Source organism: Bythopirellula sp. (genome assembly GCF_041737835.1).
Classification (GTDB): domain Bacteria; phylum Planctomycetota; class Planctomycetia; order Pirellulales; family Lacipirellulaceae; genus Bythopirellula.
The window spans coordinates 1-19,749 of the sequence record NZ_JBGSQY010000049.1 but is presented as its reverse complement, the minus strand read 5'-3'; the positions used below and the strand labels follow the sequence as shown (position 1 = coordinate 19,749).

The 19,749-nt window shown below is 49.4% G+C and carries 16 protein-coding genes; 15 read left to right on the top strand and 1 reads right to left on the bottom strand.

Translation table 11 applies throughout. The annotated features are described in order from the left end of the window. Positions 1–10: 10 nt before the first annotated feature. The 13 genes from AC6T8Q_RS14795 (at position 11) to AC6T8Q_RS14735 (ending at position 16,025) form a co-directional block, all read left to right on the top strand. Positions 11–958, top strand: a complete 948-nt coding sequence (locus AC6T8Q_RS14795; protein WP_500679814.1) for a hypothetical protein — start codon at positions 11–13, stop codon at positions 956–958. An 80-nt stretch (positions 959–1,038) separates the two neighbouring features. Further along, a complete protein-coding gene (locus tag AC6T8Q_RS14790; protein ID WP_500679813.1) occupies positions 1,039–2,961 on the top strand; it encodes a hypothetical protein in 1,923 nt (640 codons plus the stop codon). A gap of 119 nt (positions 2,962–3,080) precedes the next feature. Beyond that, the gene (locus tag AC6T8Q_RS14785; RefSeq protein WP_500679812.1) at positions 3,081–4,076 is read left to right on the top strand and encodes a hypothetical protein; all 996 of its coding nucleotides are present in this window, start codon (positions 3,081–3,083) and stop codon (positions 4,074–4,076) included. 94 nt (positions 4,077–4,170) lie between these two features. Then, entirely contained in the window at positions 4,171–5,127 is a 957-nt protein-coding gene (locus AC6T8Q_RS14780) for a DUF1559 domain-containing protein (RefSeq protein ID WP_500679811.1), read from the top strand. 38 nt (positions 5,128–5,165) lie between these two features. After that, positions 5,166–5,657 (top strand): hypothetical protein, encoded by a 492-nt coding sequence (locus tag AC6T8Q_RS14775; protein WP_500679810.1) that lies wholly within the window; start codon positions 5,166–5,168, stop codon positions 5,655–5,657. Positions 5,658–5,738: 81 nt separating this feature from the next. Then, complete coding sequence (locus AC6T8Q_RS14770; RefSeq protein ID WP_500679809.1) at positions 5,739–7,832, top strand: glucosidase family protein; 2,094 nt, start codon at positions 5,739–5,741, stop codon at positions 7,830–7,832. A 15-nt stretch (positions 7,833–7,847) separates the two neighbouring features. Further along, positions 7,848–8,705: an SMP-30/gluconolactonase/LRE family protein gene (locus tag AC6T8Q_RS14765; RefSeq protein WP_500679808.1), complete on the top strand. Its 858-nt coding sequence runs from the start codon at positions 7,848–7,850 to the stop codon at positions 8,703–8,705. A gap of 47 nt (positions 8,706–8,752) precedes the next feature. Continuing rightward, on the top strand, positions 8,753–10,717 hold the full coding sequence (locus AC6T8Q_RS14760) for a sodium:solute symporter family protein (RefSeq protein WP_500679807.1): 1,965 nt from the start codon (positions 8,753–8,755) through the stop codon (positions 10,715–10,717). Between the two features lie 13 nt (positions 10,718–10,730). Further along, positions 10,731–12,146 carry a Gfo/Idh/MocA family protein gene (locus tag AC6T8Q_RS14755; RefSeq protein WP_500679806.1) on the top strand — a complete coding sequence of 472 codons (1,416 nt, stop codon included), beginning with the start codon at positions 10,731–10,733 and terminating at the stop codon, positions 12,144–12,146. Positions 12,147–12,209: 63 nt separating this feature from the next. Next, a complete protein-coding gene (locus tag AC6T8Q_RS14750; RefSeq protein WP_500679805.1) occupies positions 12,210–13,004 on the top strand; it encodes a carbohydrate-binding family 9-like protein in 795 nt (264 codons plus the stop codon). Between the two features lie 59 nt (positions 13,005–13,063). After that, positions 13,064–13,996, top strand: coding sequence for an NAD-dependent epimerase/dehydratase family protein (locus AC6T8Q_RS14745; protein ID WP_500679804.1), 933 nt, complete (start codon positions 13,064–13,066; stop codon positions 13,994–13,996). Positions 13,997–14,085: 89 nt separating this feature from the next. Further along, entirely contained in the window at positions 14,086–14,847 is a 762-nt protein-coding gene (locus AC6T8Q_RS14740; RefSeq protein ID WP_500679803.1) for an SDR family NAD(P)-dependent oxidoreductase, read from the top strand. Positions 14,848–14,861: 14 nt separating this feature from the next. Further along, the gene (locus AC6T8Q_RS14735; protein WP_500679802.1) at positions 14,862–16,025 is read left to right on the top strand and encodes a mandelate racemase/muconate lactonizing enzyme family protein; all 1,164 of its coding nucleotides are present in this window, start codon (positions 14,862–14,864) and stop codon (positions 16,023–16,025) included. A gap of 26 nt (positions 16,026–16,051) precedes the next feature. Here AC6T8Q_RS14735 and AC6T8Q_RS14730 read toward each other — a convergent pair whose 3' ends face one another. Further along, positions 16,052–16,831, bottom strand: a complete 780-nt coding sequence (locus AC6T8Q_RS14730) for an SDR family NAD(P)-dependent oxidoreductase (RefSeq protein WP_500679801.1) — start codon at positions 16,829–16,831, stop codon at positions 16,052–16,054. Between the two features lie 257 nt (positions 16,832–17,088). Between AC6T8Q_RS14730 and AC6T8Q_RS14725 the strand changes: the two genes are divergently transcribed. Both AC6T8Q_RS14725 and AC6T8Q_RS14720 read left to right on the top strand, forming a co-directional pair. After that, entirely contained in the window at positions 17,089–18,237 is a 1,149-nt protein-coding gene (locus tag AC6T8Q_RS14725; protein WP_500679800.1) for an ABC transporter substrate-binding protein, read from the top strand. Positions 18,238–18,376: 139 nt separating this feature from the next. Continuing rightward, a complete protein-coding gene (locus AC6T8Q_RS14720) occupies positions 18,377–19,231 on the top strand; it encodes a fumarylacetoacetate hydrolase family protein (RefSeq protein WP_500679799.1) in 855 nt (284 codons plus the stop codon). The last annotated feature ends 518 nt before the right edge of the window (positions 19,232–19,749 follow it).

The window sequence follows — 19,749 nt, the reverse complement described above, 5'->3', positions numbered from 1 at the left end:
CACAGCATTTTTGGTCTCGCCAGAATTGGCGCAGGCGGGAGTTGTTACAGGATCACCCGTAGCCGACTTCACAACTTTCAATTCCAGTAAGAACAATGTCCTCACTTTTGCCTCTCCGACATTCAACGCAAATTTGTCAACGTACGGTTCCTTTATCGGCCAGGTCCACAGTTTGCTTGGGGTGACTCAACAGAGCGGCATGTCTGATTTCGAGCATCAGGACGCCAGCTCGCCAGACCTTATTCATGGCGATGTTATTTTGCCATACGCCATGGTTGGAAGTTCCGCTAATGGGGCCAATGGAACGGTGTTATACAAGTTTGTTACCGAGAATGGATTCAAGACCGCAGCCGGAGGGTCGGTTTCTGTTAACGTCTACTTTCGTCACGCGCCCGAGAGCAGCCATGGCGACAACGCTTGGGTGGGCGTCAGCCCTTACGCGGTTGTGGAGCCCAATCTTTCTGCACTCACAAATGCGACACAATTCAATCGTGTGACGATGCGAGACGTCTTTCCAGGTGCAGGGTTTGCGTCTTGGACCGATACCGTAGTGTTGCCAATACCGACGAATGTGACCGAGTTTTATTTTGCGTTCAGCGACTACTATCAAGGTAACGGAAGCCCCACATTCAGTAGTGGGCGATTGGCTATTACAGCTCTTACAGTCAATGCGAATCTTGCCGATATCTACCCTTCCGGCGACTTCAATCAGGACGGCCGAGTTGACCAGTTTGACTTGATCCAATGGCAAGGTGACTTCGGGCTCAACGGCGAGTCGGATGCTGATCACGATGGCGACAGCGATGGTCGGGATTTTCTGATTTGGCAGCGCAATTACGGCGTAGGTGCATTTGAAACACTTTCAGCTCACACCGTTCCTGAACCCGCATCAGTTCTACTGCTGGGCATGGTGATGACAGTGATGTGCAACGTGAGATTGTTATTTGTACGAACGTAGTGTAGCTGTCCCGAAATAAAAAAGATCACCTCCCCGGTTGCTGAATCAACTTAACTTTAAAAGTAGGTCAACGAAGCAATATGATTCGCGTTCTACAAAAACATCGCAAACCCAGTTTCGTGATCGCTTTAACCGTTGCGGTCCTCGGTTCTTATACCTCTATGTTGAGTGCTGACACGGACCCGATTGCTTGGGTTCACTCGGAAAAGATTCGGATGGGCTGGTCGCCTGCGACTCTCGACCAATTCCGAAAGATGGCAGAAGCGGGAATGAATGCCGTCATGCCCCGTCACGAGCTTGATGTGGTGGTGAAATACGACCCTGCTGCCGCCTTCAAGCCAGTCTCCGAGAACGATGCCAATATCATGAAGGCGATCTACGACGGATCGCGGTTGTCAAAAGAGCTTGGGTTGCGCTACTTCCATTGCCTCAACCTGGCGGCCGAGTCCCAGACGCACGAAGTCGGCTTCCAAGATAACGCCGCGCGTTTTAACGACGGCAAATTGCCCTCGCCCGTTGATCCCGTTTACTGGCAGCGCACGATTGTGGATCGAATCAGCCGTCTGCTCGAATTGCTAGAGGACCGCGACACGTACGCCCTCGATGCAATTATCATCGACCCAGAAATGTATGCCTTAGGAGATGCCTTACCAGGCGACCCAGATTATGGGACTTTCGCATTCGATACGTTCATGAACGAAACGAATCGTAAGTTCCCTGCGCAAAAATTAACGACACCCGACGAACGTCGGCAGTGGCTCGAACAGGAACGTTTGCAAGCCGAGTACGAAACCTGGCAATACAACCGAATCCGTGACATGGCACGCTCGCTCCGTGAAATGGTTCATCAACGTCGACCCGAGTTGATACTTGGCTACATCATCTACGAAGACAAGATGTGGTTTCATGCCATGGCTGAAGGGCTATCGACGGCAGAAATGCCTGTCTTTATTGGTCCTGAGTCGACCTACAGTGGCGTCATGGATGATCGGATGATCGCGTTTCTTAACGAAATTCGCGAGCAAGTCAAAGTCCCAACACTTTTGGTTCCAGGCGTCATCATGATGATGGAGAACGGCAGAGTTCCCCACAAGTTGCTCGAAGTTCTGCCAGGTAATATTTATCAGCGTTGTCAACACAGTGAAGGATATTGGGTTTATGCCGTGTACCACTTTGGCGACACGGAGGATCAACAGAGTGCATTCTTCAATGCCCTAAAGACAGTCGATGACGCGCTCGACAAACAGAAGGAAACTGGAAAAATCGTCGATCTTCCGGCGGCTTCACTTCCGATTTCGATGCCAGCCAATTTCAACCAGCAATTGCACGACGCACAATCCTTGAAGGCCATGGCGAATGACGTGCCTCGTGCTGATTTGGCAACAACTCCCGCACTGTTGCGGGGCAGTTACACGTTGATGCTTTGGCCACAAGAGGGACAACGAGCCGTCATTAACTTACGCGCTATTCAGTTGGGTGTTTATCTCGACCAGTGTGAGGCGTCGATTTTCAATCATCGATCCGACCTCATTTGGAAAGACGTCGTAGCTTTCAATCGTTTAACCGGCATGAAAGTTCCTGAGAATGATTCGCCCGTTGTTGGCGCTATTGTCGGGGCTGGCATGAATGCGTTCGCGATCGAGGACACCACTTGCCCGATGATGATCCTCCCGGAAAACATGCTAGCTCTCAATGCGGCTGGTGGACTCGCGGGGCGGTTTTACTTCTACGTTCCCGAGAACAAACAATCGTTCCAGATTGCGTTACAAGGGCACCCCGGCGAAACCGTTGATTATTCGCTGTACGACGCATCGGGGGTGAAAGTATTTGAGAAGATCAAAGCCACCCAAGACGAAAATCACGTAGTTCCAATTACCAATCCTGGTGTCTGGTGTGTTGAAGTCGACAACGTTGTCGACGATGCGTGGATTAAGCTGATCGATTTACCCAATCGATTTGCATTGCGGCCGGAGCATGTCCGGACTGATTTGCCGACCAAATAGGTCGAACAAGAAATGAGAGTAAGTGCAAGAAATTTTCGTCAAGCTGTCTGAGGTGCATCGCTTCGCAAATTGTTAGATAGCTTGAATTTTGGTTCATCGTCGATTGTCGAACTCTTCACATGGGAGAAACACTGATGTGCAAGTCTGCTAGAATTATCAGAGTATTTTCGGCTGCTTGTTTGGCAGTCCTGGCGTTTTCAAGCTTGTCTCAAGCGGGTCAGGTCACCGGCCCCGTCGATGACTTTACAACGACGGATTCGAGCAAGGACAACCTTCTGACATTAGCGTCACCGACCTTTACTGCCAACTTGACCACTTATGAGACGTTTACAAGTCAAGTTCATAGCATCCTCGGTGTGACCACAATTAATGGTCAGTCGGATTTCGAATATCAGGATGCCAGTTCCCCAGATAACATCCACGGGGACATTCCACTTCCTTATGCCATGGTAGGGAGAATGGCCAATAGCGCCAACGGAACCGTTTTGTACAAATTCGTCACACAAAGCGGCTATCGTACCGCCGCCGGTGGCACGATCTCGGCGGACATGTACTTTCGTCATGACCCCGATAGTATCAATGGCGACAACGCGTGGATTGGGGTAGCAGACTTCACTGGAGTCGTACCCTCATTGAGTCAGGTCGCTAACGAGGCCAGGTTCAATAGAGTTACGATGCGCCAGTTGTACGGTGGTGGCGGCTTCGGCTTCGAGACGTACACTGGAGCCGCAGCATTTTTAGAAATCCCTGCCGGCCTGACAGAGTTTTACGTTGCCTTTAGCGATCTCTACGCTCTAAATGACCCCGAACCAACTTACAGCAGCGCTCGTTTGGCAATCAGCTCACTCACCGTGAGTGCCGTTCTTGAATCTGCTCCTGTTACAACGCCTGGTGACTTCGATGGCGATGGCGACGTCGATGGAAGGGATTTTCTCGTGTGGCAACGGGGCGAGACGACTGATCCCTTTAGCGCCACCGAACTCGAGCAATGGCAGACCGCTTACAACGGCGGTCAACTTGCTGCATTGACGACAGTTCCAGAACCAGGCTCGATCATGCTGACGTGGCTGGCAGTCTTGTTCTCTGTAGCCACGAGAAAACGCTTCGGCAGATGATGTTTCGCGTGCAAATCAGCACACATCACAAGCTTCACTTACCATCGAACCAGCACCGGGGCAGTGCTTTCGACATTATTGTTGGGAACGCAATATGAAAAGTAGCAGAAGTGAATGTAAGGCATGCTCAGGATTCACACTCGTCGAGCTGTTGGTAGTCATAGCCATTATAGGCGTGTTAGTCGGATTGCTACTGCCCGCAGTGCAGGCCGCCAGAGAAGCGGCGAGGCGAAGTCAGTGCGTGAACAATCTGAAGCAGTTTGGTGTGGCGATGCAAAACCACCATGCTGCCCAAGGAACCTTTCCTCCAGGTTGTGAACGTGACATTCCGACGGGTGTAGAAAACTATCGCGATCCGCGAGTAAGTCCCCATGTGCGCCTATTACCTTACATGGAACAACAGGCGTTATACGATCTCGTGGATTGGACCTACAGTTGGGAAGCAGACATCCATGCTGTCCTACGACAGACGAATGTGCCAGGTTTTTCATGCCCGTCGAGAGACAACAACGACTCTATGACGACTTACAAAGGCAACATGTATTATCCGGGACCTGGCGAATATACAAACCATTATGTTGGCGTCATGGGTGCCAAAGGGCTCATGCCACGTTCTATGACACGAAGATACGAAATCGACCCGACAGGCCAGCTTCATGGGGGCTTCGTGAGAAATGGAATTCTGATCCGCGATCGTGCCATCAATGCCAAAGACGTCACTGACGGACTAACCAACACGTTTCTTATGGGCGAGATGGCCTGGGACATTGGGGCCGTCGAAGCCTGGAACGGGGGGCTCAGTCCGGGATGGCTCAATTCGATGGCGATCAAGAATGTCGCGCATCCTTTGAACTCGTATCGATACGACTCATCCCTCAATCAAGTTCTTCTCAACGATTCGAGTTTTGGTAGTGAACACGCTGCTCGAGGAGCACATTTCGTTATGGGAGATGGAAGCGTTCATTTTCTATCAGAAGATATCGAGTTGGATGTACTGAAATCGCTTGCGAGCCGAGACCAAGAAGAGCTAATTTCTGAAATCACATTATGAGCATCTCCTGCATATTTCCGTCCTTTGATAAGAATCGCATGATTGACAGTTCTCACCACCGAAAAGTGGGTTGTTTGAAATCACGTTTCAGCGGTGTCTTTTTCATGATTGGACAATTTTTGCTCCTTTCGGGATGTAGTAGCGACTTGCCGGAAGTGTCTCCTGTTCGAGGATTCGTAGAGTTCGACGGCAAACCATTGCCCAAGTTTGATCATGCAGCCGTCATTTTTACCCCGAGCGCTGGACGTTTGGCGACGAGTGTCATTTCGCCGGTGGATGGTTCATTCGAATTGTCAACGTATTCTCCAGGAGACGGCGCACGCCTGGGGCGCAATATGGTGGCCGTTAGTGCAACGGTCGATGATCCCAACGCAAGCGTAGAGGCAAAATATCCTGCTGTGCGTTTCGTCATACCCGAGAAATTTGCCGACCGAGATGATTCGGGATTGTCATTTGATGTCCAACCGAGCGGCAATGCCATTCGAATAAATATCCGATCCGACGGAACCGGAGAGATCGTCGCAGAATGAGTGCCGGAAACAGGCCTCGCTGCCACGGAAGAGCCCTTCATCGGGCTGACATTTGATAGGAAGTAGATAGGAAAATCATAAATGCAACAAACAGAAACTGACATTCAAGTCATGGACGCTTCCCTCAGCGATCGCCCGGCATGCGACATCTTCGTGATGGACGGTCGGTACATTATTCAAGAAGAGAAGCACTTCGGAGTGATGAACGGAAAGCTGACAACCGGCGTTGCTCATCAGCATGTGATGGATATCAAGGGAATGTGGGCGCCCCCTTATGTGAGTTCCAATTTCTATCTTGAAGGCCGAGTGTTTGGCGAAAAAGTGCCGACTGCTTCCTATACTTGGCAGCCACACAAAGTCGTGTGCTCGGGTCAATTGCGTGATGTTTCAGTCTCAAGTGACTGGACGTTGATCTACGGCCATCGAGCAGGAGTTCTGACGGTTCGTGTCGAGAACAACGCGAAAGTTCCCGCTCCGCTGGATTTCATGGCCTTGGCATGGCTCAATCGGGAAAAAATTTGGCATTTCTCCACGAATCTTAGTCCTCCTGAATGTGAGACGATCCCTGAGGTCAAATCGGATCACCTACTCCTCCGCCGCGATGATTTAGCGATTGTCATAGCCAGCGACAATTCAGATGTGGAATGGAACATATCTGGTAACCTAGCAAGCGTAAATCTTGTTGTGCCTGCGGGTGAAACCGTCTCCTTCTCGTTGGTCGTCTCGATTGGAACCGTCGAAGAGGCTGAAGAGAGTTGCTGCCAAATTGTCGACGATCCCCTGGCATCAGTCCAAGCCAGCGACCGAGAGTACTATGATCGCGTAACTGAAATTTTTGAAAGAGTTCCTCGACTCGTCAGTTCCAATAAGAAGCTCGTCGATCTTTATAACCGTTCGCTATTTCCTTTCTTGCTCAATCGATGGGAAGTCCCAGAATTCGTCATAAGTCCGTATTATTCGACGGGCGGCATCAATGGTGGATGCGTGGGAGGTTATCTCTACGACTTTGCCGAGAGCTGGGGAATCTTGCCTCTTTATGAGCCTGCTGCCGTACGGGACCACATCAAACAGTTTCTCAAGATCGACCTCACGCAACATTATCTTTTCGACCCGCTAACCGGGGAAGCTGGTGGGCCATGGTACATGATCAATCAAGAGAAGATCATCGGCCTGACTTACCGTTATGTCGCCGCAACTGGGGATGTCGGCTTCCTCGATGAGATCGTCAATGACAAAACGATTCTCGAGCATATGATTATCAACGCTATGTTCGGAGACAGTCTTGATAAGCCCATCAGCTTGATCGACTACGGCACTTCCAATAGCCATTTGGAACTTCGGCGACAGTATCAATACAACCACATCATGTCTGATCTGAATGGCCGTAGGTATCAAAACTACCTTCACACCAGCCAGCTCTGCGATGTTGCGGGCAAGCCTGCTCCTTACTTGCGTGAGCGAGCGGAAATGCTGAAGGAATTACTTGTCGAAAAGCTCTGGGACAACGACACAAAATGGTTTTCGAGCATTACTGAATCAGGTGAGAAATATACTCGTTATACCATTCAGATGTTCAAGCTCTTTGGTAGTGGAGTTTTGGATAAGGAAGCTGAAGAGGGGCTTCTAAGTCATATGAATGAAGACGAATTTTTGTCTCCCTACGGATTGCACAGCATATCAAAGAAAGACCTTGCTTTTGATCAGCTCGACATCGACAACGGAGGCGGTGGCATCTGCATTGGTTTTCCAGCGCAGATTATCGAGAAGCTTTGTCGCGCCGGTTACCCGGCAGAAGCCGCAGACATACTGGAACGCATACTCTGGTGGCCCGATTTGATGCCTTACTGGGGCGATTCGATTGCCGCGAATTGCAAAGACTATCGCCGAGACACCCCGCTGCAAAACTCTTTGGAAGGGGCTGCCATCGCACAATGCATTATCTTTGGAATTTTTGGAATCGATGCGCGACCAGACGGTTCAGTGACTATCAAACCCAATTCGCTGCCGTTTGCTTCTAATCTGGAATTAACTGGAGTGAAAATCGCGGGAACAGAATTCAGTATCGCAATTGATGAAGATACTTTCACGGTCAGTTGTGAAGATCAGGTCATTAAGCGTCGGTTGGGGGAGTCCGTTCAACTCGACACTTCAAAAAAGTTGCTTTTTCAAGTTTAGGACACGTCCTCAATCATGCTGTTGACTCCAGAAAACACGACTCTGATTGGGGAGAGACTCGACCATCCCGAATGCCTTTGCTTAGACCAAGATGGAACACTTTATGCTGGAGGTGAGGCTGGCCAAGTCTATCGTATCGACACAGATGGCACGCAAACACAAATCGGCTCAACAAACGGCTTTTTGTTGGGGATTGCCATCGATGGCGAGGGATGCATTCATGCCTGCGATTGCGTTTTGAAGGGCGTGTATCGTATCGATCCCGATGGAAACGTCGTCCTGCGATCAAATGGCGCAGTCGATCGAGCTTTCGCCCTGCCTAACTACCCTGTCTTTGATGCTCATGGCAATCTGTTCGTGTCCGACTCGGGAGACTATTGGGAGCAGACTGTGGGTTCTGGCTGCATCATGAGAATCAGCCCCGACAACTCGACGACCGTCTTTCATGAGGGGCCTTTTCTGTTCGCCAATGGAATGGCAATCGATCCGTCCCAACAATGGCTCTATGTGGTTCAGAGTACGGCTCACAATATCGTACGAATTCCGCTCGACCGTCCGAACGGCCCGATCGAGGTTACTCATCAGCTGCCAATTGGCACAGTTCCGGACGGAATCGCTTTTGCGTCCAACGGTATGCTCTTAATTGCCTGTTATAAGCCCGATGTTATTTTCCTAGGGCACTGTGACGGACAAGTCGATGTTTTGCTCGAGGACCCTACGGGCGAAATTATTAGCCGTCCCACAAACGTGGTGATAGGTAACAGCCGTCTCTATATTGCGAACCTTGGTGGATGGCATATCACGGCTGTTCCAGATAGTAATTTCGTAGCGGCTCCCATTCATCGCCCAGTTTTATCGCTTCTGGAAGTTTAGAATCACCTCAATCGAGAAGACAAAAACGGCCGCATTTAGGTATTTTTATGCAATCGATCGATTGGGCAATAGTGATTGGGATGGTGGCATTCCTGGTGGTAATTGGCGCAAGATGCCTTAAATACACCAACGGGGTTGCAGACTATCTTGTGGCGAATCGCTGTGCTGGTCGTTACATATTGGGAATGTCAGAAGGCGCCGCGGGCATCGGCGCAATTTCGTTCATGGCAGCGTTTGAGATGTACTATAAAGCAGGATTTTCGATCGCGTGGTGGGGATTGATGATGGTTGTCGTCCAAATCATCGCGGCTCTCTCTGGCTGGGTGACATACCGATATCGAGAAACGCGCGCCATGACGTTGGCTCAGTTTCTCGAAACTCGCTATAGCAAAAGATTCCGTATCTTCGCTGGAATGCTTGCCTTTACAGCGGGAATTGTCAATTTTGGAATCTTCCCAGCGATCGGGAGCAGATTCTTCATCTACTTCTGTGGATTTCCCAACGAATTTGAAATCTACGGGATAACTTTTTCGACGTTTCCCGTTGTCATGGCTGTTTTAATTTTCTTGGGTCTGTTCTTCACCTACATTGGCATGATTGCGATCATGGTGACTGATTTTTTTCAAGGTATCTTCATCAACATAGGTTTGATACTGCTATTTTGCTTTGTTTTCTGGACATTCAATTGGGCGCAAATTTCCGAAGCGTTGTCGACTGCTCCACCCAACGCCTCGATGATTCACCCATTCCATACCAGCGAAGCACTCGACTTTAACGTCTGGTATTACCTAATTGCCGCGTTCGGCACGTTTTATACGCTTTATTGTTGGCAAGGGAGCTCAGGCTTTCAAACCGCGGCAATTAGCGCGCATGAAAACCAGATGAGCAAGATCATCCAAACAACTAAGACCCAGATTCAGAATTTGCAGGTGATGATCATTCCCATAGCCGCATTCACGTTAATGAACTCGGCTGAATTTACAAGTGAATCAACCGTCGTTAAAGGAATCTTATCGGGCATCGACGACGACACGGTACGTTCACAAATGATCGTGCCGATTGTTTTAGAAGTGATTTTGCCTGTGGGAATGAAAGGAATTGTGTGTGCCATGATGCTTGGCGCATTCATCAGCAATTTCAACACTTATCTGCTCTCCTGGGGGGGCATTCTTATTCAGGATGTCATTCTACCTCTGAAAAAAGAACGCCTGACACCTCAGCAACATCTTCAGTACTTGCGAGTTTCGGTGCTGGGAGTCGCGGTATTTATCTTCTGCTTCAGTCTGTTATTTCGACAGACACAACACATCTACATGTTCTTTGCAGTAACCGGAGCAATTTGGCTTGGTGGTGCGGGATCGGTCGTAATCGGTGGGCTCTACTGGAAACGGGGTACTACAGCAGCGGCTTATGCTGCACTTATTGTAGGTTCTACCCTGGCCGTCAGTGGAATCGTTTTTGAGAAGATGTGGCCTTATTGGATTGGAGAAGAATTCCCGATCAACGGACAGTGGGCCTGGCTGATTTCGATGGTTAGTTCAATTGTTGTCTACGTTACAGTGTCTTTAATGGGCAAGCCGATTTGGTTTGATCTTGACCGTCTCTTGCACAGAGGCAAATTTGCTGTCGAGTCAGACGCCAAGTCGACTTCACCCAAAACGAAGGGACTAAAAGCATTACTAGGTATAAGCAATGAGTTTACGCCCAGAGACGTTTTTACATATCTTTTTAGTTTGTGCTGCACAGCCATTTTGGCACTTTTGTTTTGTGTTGGCACGTTTGCGAACATGTTTTGGGATATATCAACGGATGCTTGGATGACGTTTTGGTTTGTGTTTACATTGACCACCTTTATTCTAGGCACGTTGATGTCAGTATGGATTGGCGTGGGAGGCCTTTGGGAACTACCCAGATTGTTTCAGCGCCTTGCGTTGAAAGCAGACAACGCCGAAGACGATGGACGAGCAGAGTCAATAGAGAAACAGAGAAACATCGAAGCGATGCAATCGTAGTGAGGAAAATAGAGTGTTAAAGACATACGTGATCGTTGGGGTTGGTGGAAGATCTATGATGTTCACCGAAGCCTTCGTGGAAAAATACAAGCAAACCTCAAAGGTTTCAGCGATTTGCGATTGCAACCAGGGGCGACTCAATTTAGCTGCTGCGCAACTCAGGAAGGTTTTTCCCGACCTCAAGTGCTATTCTGAATCAGAATTTGATGAAATGCTCAGAATACATCGCCCTGATACCGTTATTGTCACAACGCCTGATTGTTTTCACGACGAGTATATCTGTCGCGCTTTGGAGGCAGGGTGCGATGTTATTACGGAAAAGCCGTTAACAACGGATGGTAACAAATGTCAAAGAATCGTCGACACCGTGGCGAAGACCGGCCGCAAAGTGCTGGTCACGTTTAACTATCGCTATTCTCCCGCCCGATCTCAAATTAAACAGCTTCTTATGGAAGATGTTATCGGGAAAGTGTTGTCGGTCAATTTGTCTTGGAGTCTGGACACGAACCACGGAGCTGATTACTTCCGTCGATGGCATAGTTATAAACGCAACTCAGGGGGATTACTTGTCCATAAATGCACGCACCATTTTGACCTGATTAACTGGTGGGTCGGTTCAGTACCAAAATCAGTTTTCGCACAAGGTTCGCGAAAATTTTACAACTCCGATCAAGCACAACGCTATGGCCTAGAGAATCATGCAAGCAGATGCTTGGGTTGTGCCGACAGTCCTCGATGCAACTATTTTCTTGATATGAATGCTATTCCTACGATCAAAAAATTATATTTGGACAACGAAGAGTACGATGGCTACATCCGTGACTCTTGCGTGTTTAGGGATGACATCGACATCGAAGATACTTTGAGCGTTATCGCACAGTACAAGAATGGCGTTTCTTTGACTTACAACTTGACTGCTTACTCATCCTGGGAAGGGTATCGCCTTGAAATAACAGGGACCAAGGGCAGAATCGAACAACTCAGTCGCGAGTCGTCCTATATTAATGGTGATGGCAATGTGCAAGGTGCGGCTATCGCCGAAGGGACCACACTCAAGATTTATCCCAATTTTAAAACGCCCTACGAGGTTCCTGTTTGGGAAAGCATTGGCGCTCACGGTGGTGGCGACATACTTATGTTAGACGACATCTTCGGTGAATTAGCGAATGACCCTCTTAAAAGACCTGCAGACTATGTGCAAGGAGCATATGCGGCACTCTTAGGGATCGCTGCCAACAAGTCGATAGAAACTAGAGAGGTGGTGATGGTGGACGACCTCGTCAAGCGATTGCCAGATCCTGGCTTTGTTCAAGCGACCGTCGGCGACGAACATATCCCGCATGTGGTCGATGCACGACTTATGGCAGGTGACACCGAAATAACTGGCAACGTTCCCCAGCAGCTGTTCACCTCGAATGTTGGGGTGTAGCGCAGGCTTCTACATAACACTAAGGCGCCCTGTCAAAATTGATCTGGCAGGATGAGGATGACAATGGGTGTTCTCAAGGTCGCGAGAAAATTGGTTTGGCACATAAGCCTGCTTATGTTGGCGGGATGCGAACATCAGATCGACAAAGAATTGGCTCATGAATCGCATCAAGTTCAGGCGCCATTCTCAGCGACACCAGTCACAGTCGACGGCAAATTGGATGAGCCGATCTGGAAAGTTTCTCCCAAATACACATTAAGTCTACCCGGTGATGCCGACGGAGTTGACGTTCAAGAACCAGGAACTGTTCAATTTGCTTTTGATAGCGATAACTTTTACGTGGCAGCGACGTTCAAAGATAGCGATGTCATTGCAGAAGGCACCGAAGATCACCTTCATCACTATTTGCTTGGCGATCTGTGCGAGATTTTCTTGAAACCGGAGGATCAGAGTTGGTACTGGGAACTCTATGCAACTCCGCTCGGCAAGAAAAGTAGTTTCTTTTATCCGAGTCGTGGCCGATTGGGGATGCCGAGCTGTGAAGACGCTGATTTTGAAATGATGGTTGCGTCGCACTGCGATGGATCTCTCAATGACTGGACAGACATCGATAAATTGTGGACATCCGAGATGGCGATCCCGGTCAAAGAACTTACCGCGCGGGGAGAGACTTTTGGGCCAGGTTCGAAATGGCGTGTTAGCGCTGGTCGATACAATTTCTCCAAATACCTCTCGCAACGTGAACTGAGCAGTTTTCCACAACATTCCAAAACAGATTTTCATCGATACGAAGAATATGCGATTCTCGATCTTCAAGAAGCACCTCCTGATGCCGATGAGAAGCCCACGAATCAATGACCTTAGTGTTGGCATTACTATCACCACGATGAAACGTTTACTTGACTGAATACGATAGCATGACAAAAAAAGTCGTAGTCTTTGGAGCCACGGGGGAAATTGGTGGTCGCATCGCAGCTGGCTGCGTCAGAGCGGGCCATCAGGTGACGGGTGTCAGTCGCGGAACAAACGTTCGTCACCAAGTTGACACCGCTGGCGTCACAATGGTTAGCGGGGATCAATATGATGAAAATTTCATCATGCAGCTTGCAAAAAGTAGCAACTTTGACACGGTCATCTTTTCAGCAACAAATCTGGATGGCATTAAGCTCTGCCACAAGTACTTCCGCGAAGTCGAAAACGTAATTCTTTGCAGTTCGACTGGAACCTATGTACCGCTCTTAAGCATTCCTGCCAGCGAGAATAACCCTTGGCGTGAAAAGACGGCCGTCAACTTTCATGAACAATCCGTTCGAGACGCGTGGGCTATTGATCAATATTTAGAGGATGGTTTTCCAATTACCATTTTGCGACCTACCTGTATCGCGGGCTTTGGGCGAGTGCCCTTGGAGTTGTGGGGCAGTCGCAACATCGAATTCTACCAGAAGCTTAGAGATAGCAAGCCGGTTGTAGTCCCCAAGGGATTTCACGAGATCCTCTTGCAAGTCGTGTGCAATGACGATCTGGCAAGCGCCTTTGTAAATGCTGTAGATAGGGGAAAGGCAATTCACGGTGAAGTCTTTATCGTATCCAGCGAGAATTCTCTCACCCTGAAAGATTACCTTGATACTGCCATGGAGTTTTTGGATAGCTCGAGCGAAGTTATGCCTCTCAGCTTCGAAGAACTTCTTCAATATGAGTTTATCGGCGAAAAAGGCCTGCGATTTCTCTTTGAGCATATGAGCTTTAGTATCGATAAGGCTCGGCGCGCACTTAGCTATGAGCCACGATACACAGCCCAGGACGGTCTAAAACTAGGTCTGCAATGGTGTCGAGACACGAAAATTTTATAGTGCATCCCTGGTTCGTACTCAGACGTGGATAGGAAAAAGACCTGTCAAGAAACTTATAGTCAGATTGTGTTTTTGAGGTTGGTGATATAGTGAATGCCCTTGCAGATCGTGTGGCAATTGTTACCGGCGCGGGTTCCGGGATTGGACGAGCGACAGCCATCCGATTCGCTCGGGAAGGTGCGTTCGTGTACGCGATCGATCGAAGAGAAGATCTCCTTTTGGAATTACAAAACGAGTCTCGCTCCATAAAGGGAATTACATGCGATGTCACCAATCACGCCCAACTCAAAAATAGTGTTGATCATGTCATCGGCGAGAAAGACAAGATCGACGTCCTGGTGAATAACGCGGGCTTTAGCTATTACGAGCGTCATCAAGAGAGTTCACTCGATCACTGGCGCGAGACTCAGGCTGTAAATATCGAAGCCATGTACGTTCTCGCCAAATTCGTCGTGCCCTTTATGATCGAGCGTGGTTACGGACGAATCGTAAATGTCTCCTCCGTGCAGGCCATTGCCGCGGAGGCCGTCGTTGGCGCGTATGCCGCAAGTAAAGGGGCCATCAATGCGTGGAGCAGGGCCCTTGCCGTAGACTTGGCCGAACACGGCATCTTGGTCAATGTTGTATCACCGGGATGTATCCACACAGCCATGTCGATCGTCAATGGAGTTGATGAGACAACCACAGACTCCTTTCAGCAGTTGTACGTCAAACAACGTAAGATTCCACTTGCAAGGACAGGCACGGCGGATGAGATTGCCAGCGCCATTCTGTTCCTCTCTGGTAGGGAATGCACCTACATCACTGGCCAAACTCTTGTCGTCGATGGTGGCCTGACAATTACGTTCTGAAAAGACTCGAAAACATGATTATTACCGACATACGAATTGATATTATTGGCGATGATGCTCACGTTAATCCCGATAAAGGGGGTGTCGAGCCGCTTGCCATCATCCGAATCGACACAAATGAAGGACTGGTGGGATACGCCGAGTCATTTCGGGTTCCGCCAGGAGTGGCGCGAGCCGCGATGCTAGGCCGGGATTCGTTTCTAGGTAAGCAACTTATCGGACAGACGCTGACCCACCCGGAACGTCTTTGGCAACGGATGTACGACAGTATCATGCACTACAATCGACGCGGCTGGGCAATGATGTGCCTGGGCGCGCTCGATATTGCAATCTGGGACCTTTATGGTCAGCAACAAAATCAGCCCGTCTTTGAACTGCTTGGCGGATATCAACGCTGCTATTTTCAAACACCTGAATCGCGTCCTACGGCCGAGGTGGTTCCCTACTGCACAATCGTTTCCGATCAATGGGACAATCGCTTCATGATTGAAAGCCAGATCGAACGCGGTCTTGAGCTACAGCAACGTGGCTATCGTGCCTTCAAAGTTGAGCCAATGATGTCGACGGTTGCTCATATCATTGAGTTGGCAACAAAAGCGCGAGAAGCTTTGGGAGCCGATGCCATGCTCGCCGTCGATGTCGGCTATCGATTCAACGATGTAGCAACCTGTGTCAAAATCTGCAAAGTTCTGGAGGAACTTGATATTTGTTTCTTTGAAACTCCTTTTCCCGTGGACTCGTACGAACCTTACGCACAGTTGGCCTCTCAAACAACAGTTCCCTTAGCCATGGGTGAGCATGCTGTTAGTCGTTGGGAGTGCCTTCACATGATCAAATATGGCAAAGTCTCCGTTGTCCAGCCATATATGAACACGATCGGGGGGATCACAGAGGCCAAACGGATTGTCGAGCAGGCCAAAGATTGGGGTGCTTTAGTCATCCCCGGAAATTGGTCGACTCAAATCCTCGGCGCAGCGACCGTCCACTTGGCCGCTTACTCGTCCATCACTCCGTACATCGAATTTGCTCCAGCCGAAGTGTTTGATTCTCCCTTACGCAAAGAACTCCAGGAGCTTGGTCATCCCGTAGTCGATGGGGCTATCCAACTCCCCACCAAACCCGGAATTGGGATTGAGATCCCCGACGATCTTATTAAGGGCTACACATTGGATCTGTAGGGAGTAATGTGTCTGTATGGACGAATTCAAGGCTTCAGATTATTAAATCCACCATCAATCTCGTAATCCGCACCGGTGACAAAACTTGATTCGTCCGAGGCAAGGAAAACTGCCAATGCTGCGATTTCATCAGGTCTGGCCATTCGTCCCATCGGCTGTGTGGCCGACAGCTTCTCAAACATTTCTTGCTCGCGACCCGAGTAATTCTCTTTAAGGTATTTATCGACAAACGGCGTATGAACACGTGCTGGCGAGATACTGTTGCAGCGAATGTTGGACTTCAGGTAGTCACATGCCACCGAGCGAGTCATCATGATCACGGCGCCCTTACTCATCGAATATGCAAAGCGATCCGGAATTCCTTTGGTCGATGCAACAGATGCCATGTTGATAACGGCCCCTCCACCGAACTGCTTAAGCCAAGGAACAGCAGAATAAAGGCAGTTATAGACCCCCTTGATATTGATTCGATAAATCCGATCAAGATCAGCGGTGCTTGTCTGCTCAACGTTTCCGATATGAGCAACTCCAGCATTATTGACCAGTGTTGTCAGTCGACCGAACAGATCTACAACTGCCCTGACAGTCGAATCTACCTGCCCTTCGTCCGAAACATCGCAAACAAAGCCCTTCGCATTTCCGCCAGCCTGTTGAATGCGAGTCGCGGTCTTCTCAGCGGCCATTGGGTCCAAGTCGAGCACGGCAACACTCGCACCTTCGTTGGCAAAACGCAGGCAAATTGCTTCGCCAATCCCAGAGCCACCACCTGTCACGACAGCAATTTTATTTTCAAGTCGACCACTCATAGCAAGCACTGTAGAACCAAAAGCAATGGTGAATATTTTTAAACGACTCTGCCAATCTGTGCGAGTATTTTACTACGACCACAAAGAGAAATCATGGGGTCACACACAACATTTGGCTCGAAGAGTTAAATTACTTCGATGAGTACAAGAAATGTGCCTTGGACAGATTTGTTTACTCTGTTGCCGTCGATTATTTGTTATGGCAACTCAATAATGTTTAGCTACATCGATCTTGATCTATCTTCTGGGAGTTCGGCATGCCGGTTCGATTAAAGGGCATTACGTGGCATCATCCGCGTGGTTTTGACCCGCTGGTGGCTACTGCCAACAAATACGCAAACGAAACAGTCGAGCAGATAACAATCTCTTGGGAAAAGAGGTCGCTGCAGGCTTTTGCCGACCAATCTTTGGTCGACTTGGCGTCAAATTATGATTTGATTGTTATCGACCATCCGCACGTGGGCGTCGCCGCGCAGAGCAAATGCTTGTTGCCGCTCAATAGTTGTGGCAAAGATGCAGAGTTGAATATTCTCTCCCAACAGAGCGTTGGAGCATCTTTCGCATCGTATTTCTACGATGATCACATGTGGGCATTGCCGATCGACGCAGCCACTCAGATCGCAGCCTATCGGCCCGACCTGATCGATGAGCGCGAGATACCTTCAACATGGGACCAAGTGCTGGAACTTGCTAAACAGAATCGCGTGCTATGGCCGCTCAAGCCTGTGGATGCGATGTGTAGTTTTAACTCGCTAGCTGCAAATCTTGGTTCTCCGATCGGTCAGTGCGGAAAGCATGGACCATTTATCGACGAGCAGACGGGACAGACCGTTTTAGCCGCGATGCAAGAAATTGCTTGTCATCTTCCGCGTGCATGTTTACGACTTGATCCACCCGCCGTGCTCGACTGGATGAGCCGCTCCAACAATCAGCAGTACGCATATTGCCCGCTATTGTATGGATACACGAACTACTCGCGTCCTGCGTTTGCCGACCGACTGATACACTTCACAAATATCCCTGCATTGGGAACGAATGGTCCAATCGGAACCCAGCTCGGCGGAACGGGCCTCGCGATATCCGCGGCATGCGCAAATCCATCTGTGGCACTCGATTACGCGTTTTGGCTCGCTAGCGCCGACTGCCAACGCACAATCTATACCGCTGCAAATGGTCAACCGGCCAATTCCGTAGCGTGGGACGATGACGCATGCAATGCAATAACTCACAACTTTTTTCGTGATACAAGACTGACAATGGATGGTGCTTGGGTGCGGCCGCGTTATGAAGGATATTTGAACGTTCAGGACCAAGGTGGAGACACCCTCAATCGCTTTCTTCACGAAGGAAGAGATATTAGCACCACACTCGAAGAGTTGAATGTTATTTGGAATAACATGCCATAATTCCAATCCTTGTCACTATGGAACGGCGGGTGATAGAGGCCACGCCGCACGACTCGAAGTTAATTTTTCCATCAGAATTCCATGAGACTATAACTCAGCACAATACATAGACATGCGTTACTAAGAAAGTTGAGACCAAATGAAACTCATTCGATTTGGAGAATTTGGTAAGGAAAAACCCGGTGTTCTCGCAGCCGATGGGCAGCGGCAGGATTGCTCTGCGTATTTTGAAGATTGGAACTGTTCGTTCTTTCAGAATGATGGCTTGGAAAAGCTTGGACGTCTTCTCGCTGAGAAGGGCGACCAATTGCCCACTGTGCCCGCCGACGTGCGCTGGGGTTCTTGTGTCGCTCGGCCTTGGAAGGTGATCTGTATTGGACTGAATTACAGCGATCACGCCGCCGAGTCGGGAATGCAGGTTCCTTCAGAACCAATTGTCTTTATGAAGACGTCGAACACCGTTGTTGGACCTTACGACGATGTGATTATCCCCCGCGGCAGCGAGAAAACGGACTGGGAAGTCGAGCTTGGTATTGTTATCGGCAAGAATGCTCGACTTTTATCATCACGCAAAGACAGCCGAGGATACATTGCCGGTTTCTGTATTTGCAACGATATCTCAGAGCGCGCTTTTCAGCTCGAGCGTGGCGGCCAATGGGTCAAAGGCAAGTCGTGCGACACTTTTTGTCCAACGGGACCTTTTCTTGCCACCCCTGACGAGATCAGCGACGTGAACGATCTCGCCATGACGCTCGATGTTAACGGAGCTAGAAAGCAAAACGGTAACTCTCGGACTATGATTTTCGACCCGTATTTCTTAGTGCACTATTTGTCGCAATTTATGACGCTCGAGGCGGGGGATATTATTAGCACTGGAACACCGCCAGGAGTAGGGTTGGGTCAGAAACCGCCAAAGTACCTGAAAGCGGGAGACATCATGGAGCTTTCAATTGAAGGCTTGGGAACGCAACGCCAAGTTTGTCGCGCTGAATAGTGTGCCGTCATCTAACAAAAGTTAACTGCGCTACGTACGGCAGAGAAGATATCTGCAGTAAATCAGTTTGTAGCTGGCGATCGAGTTGCCAGCCATTCATGAGACCGTTCGTCGAGCGAGGTTCCATGAATGCCGTGTTCTCCTAGCATCGCGGCACCTAGCCTGGTTGGCTCAACGCATCAGGAGGCTTCGACCGAGCATCCAACTTTTTCGGATTTGATCTGCTACCAAAGCACGCTCTCGCTGGCGCCACCTGCCGATCGCACTAACGCTAGTCTTTCAGTGCCACAGAGGATGTCAATCTGACTGGCGAGTTCGTTAGCAACGGCTTCGAAGATTGCGAAAACCTCATGGCCGCGTGTGTGCTCGAGTTCTCTGAAAAAATGTAGAACTTATGTAGAAATCCCACATTCTGAGAGTGCTGCTGGGATCACAGAATTTGACGTAAGTCCTTATCCCATAAGAGTACCGGAGGAGGGGGTCGAACCCTCACGCCCTTGCGGGCACTGGATTTTGAA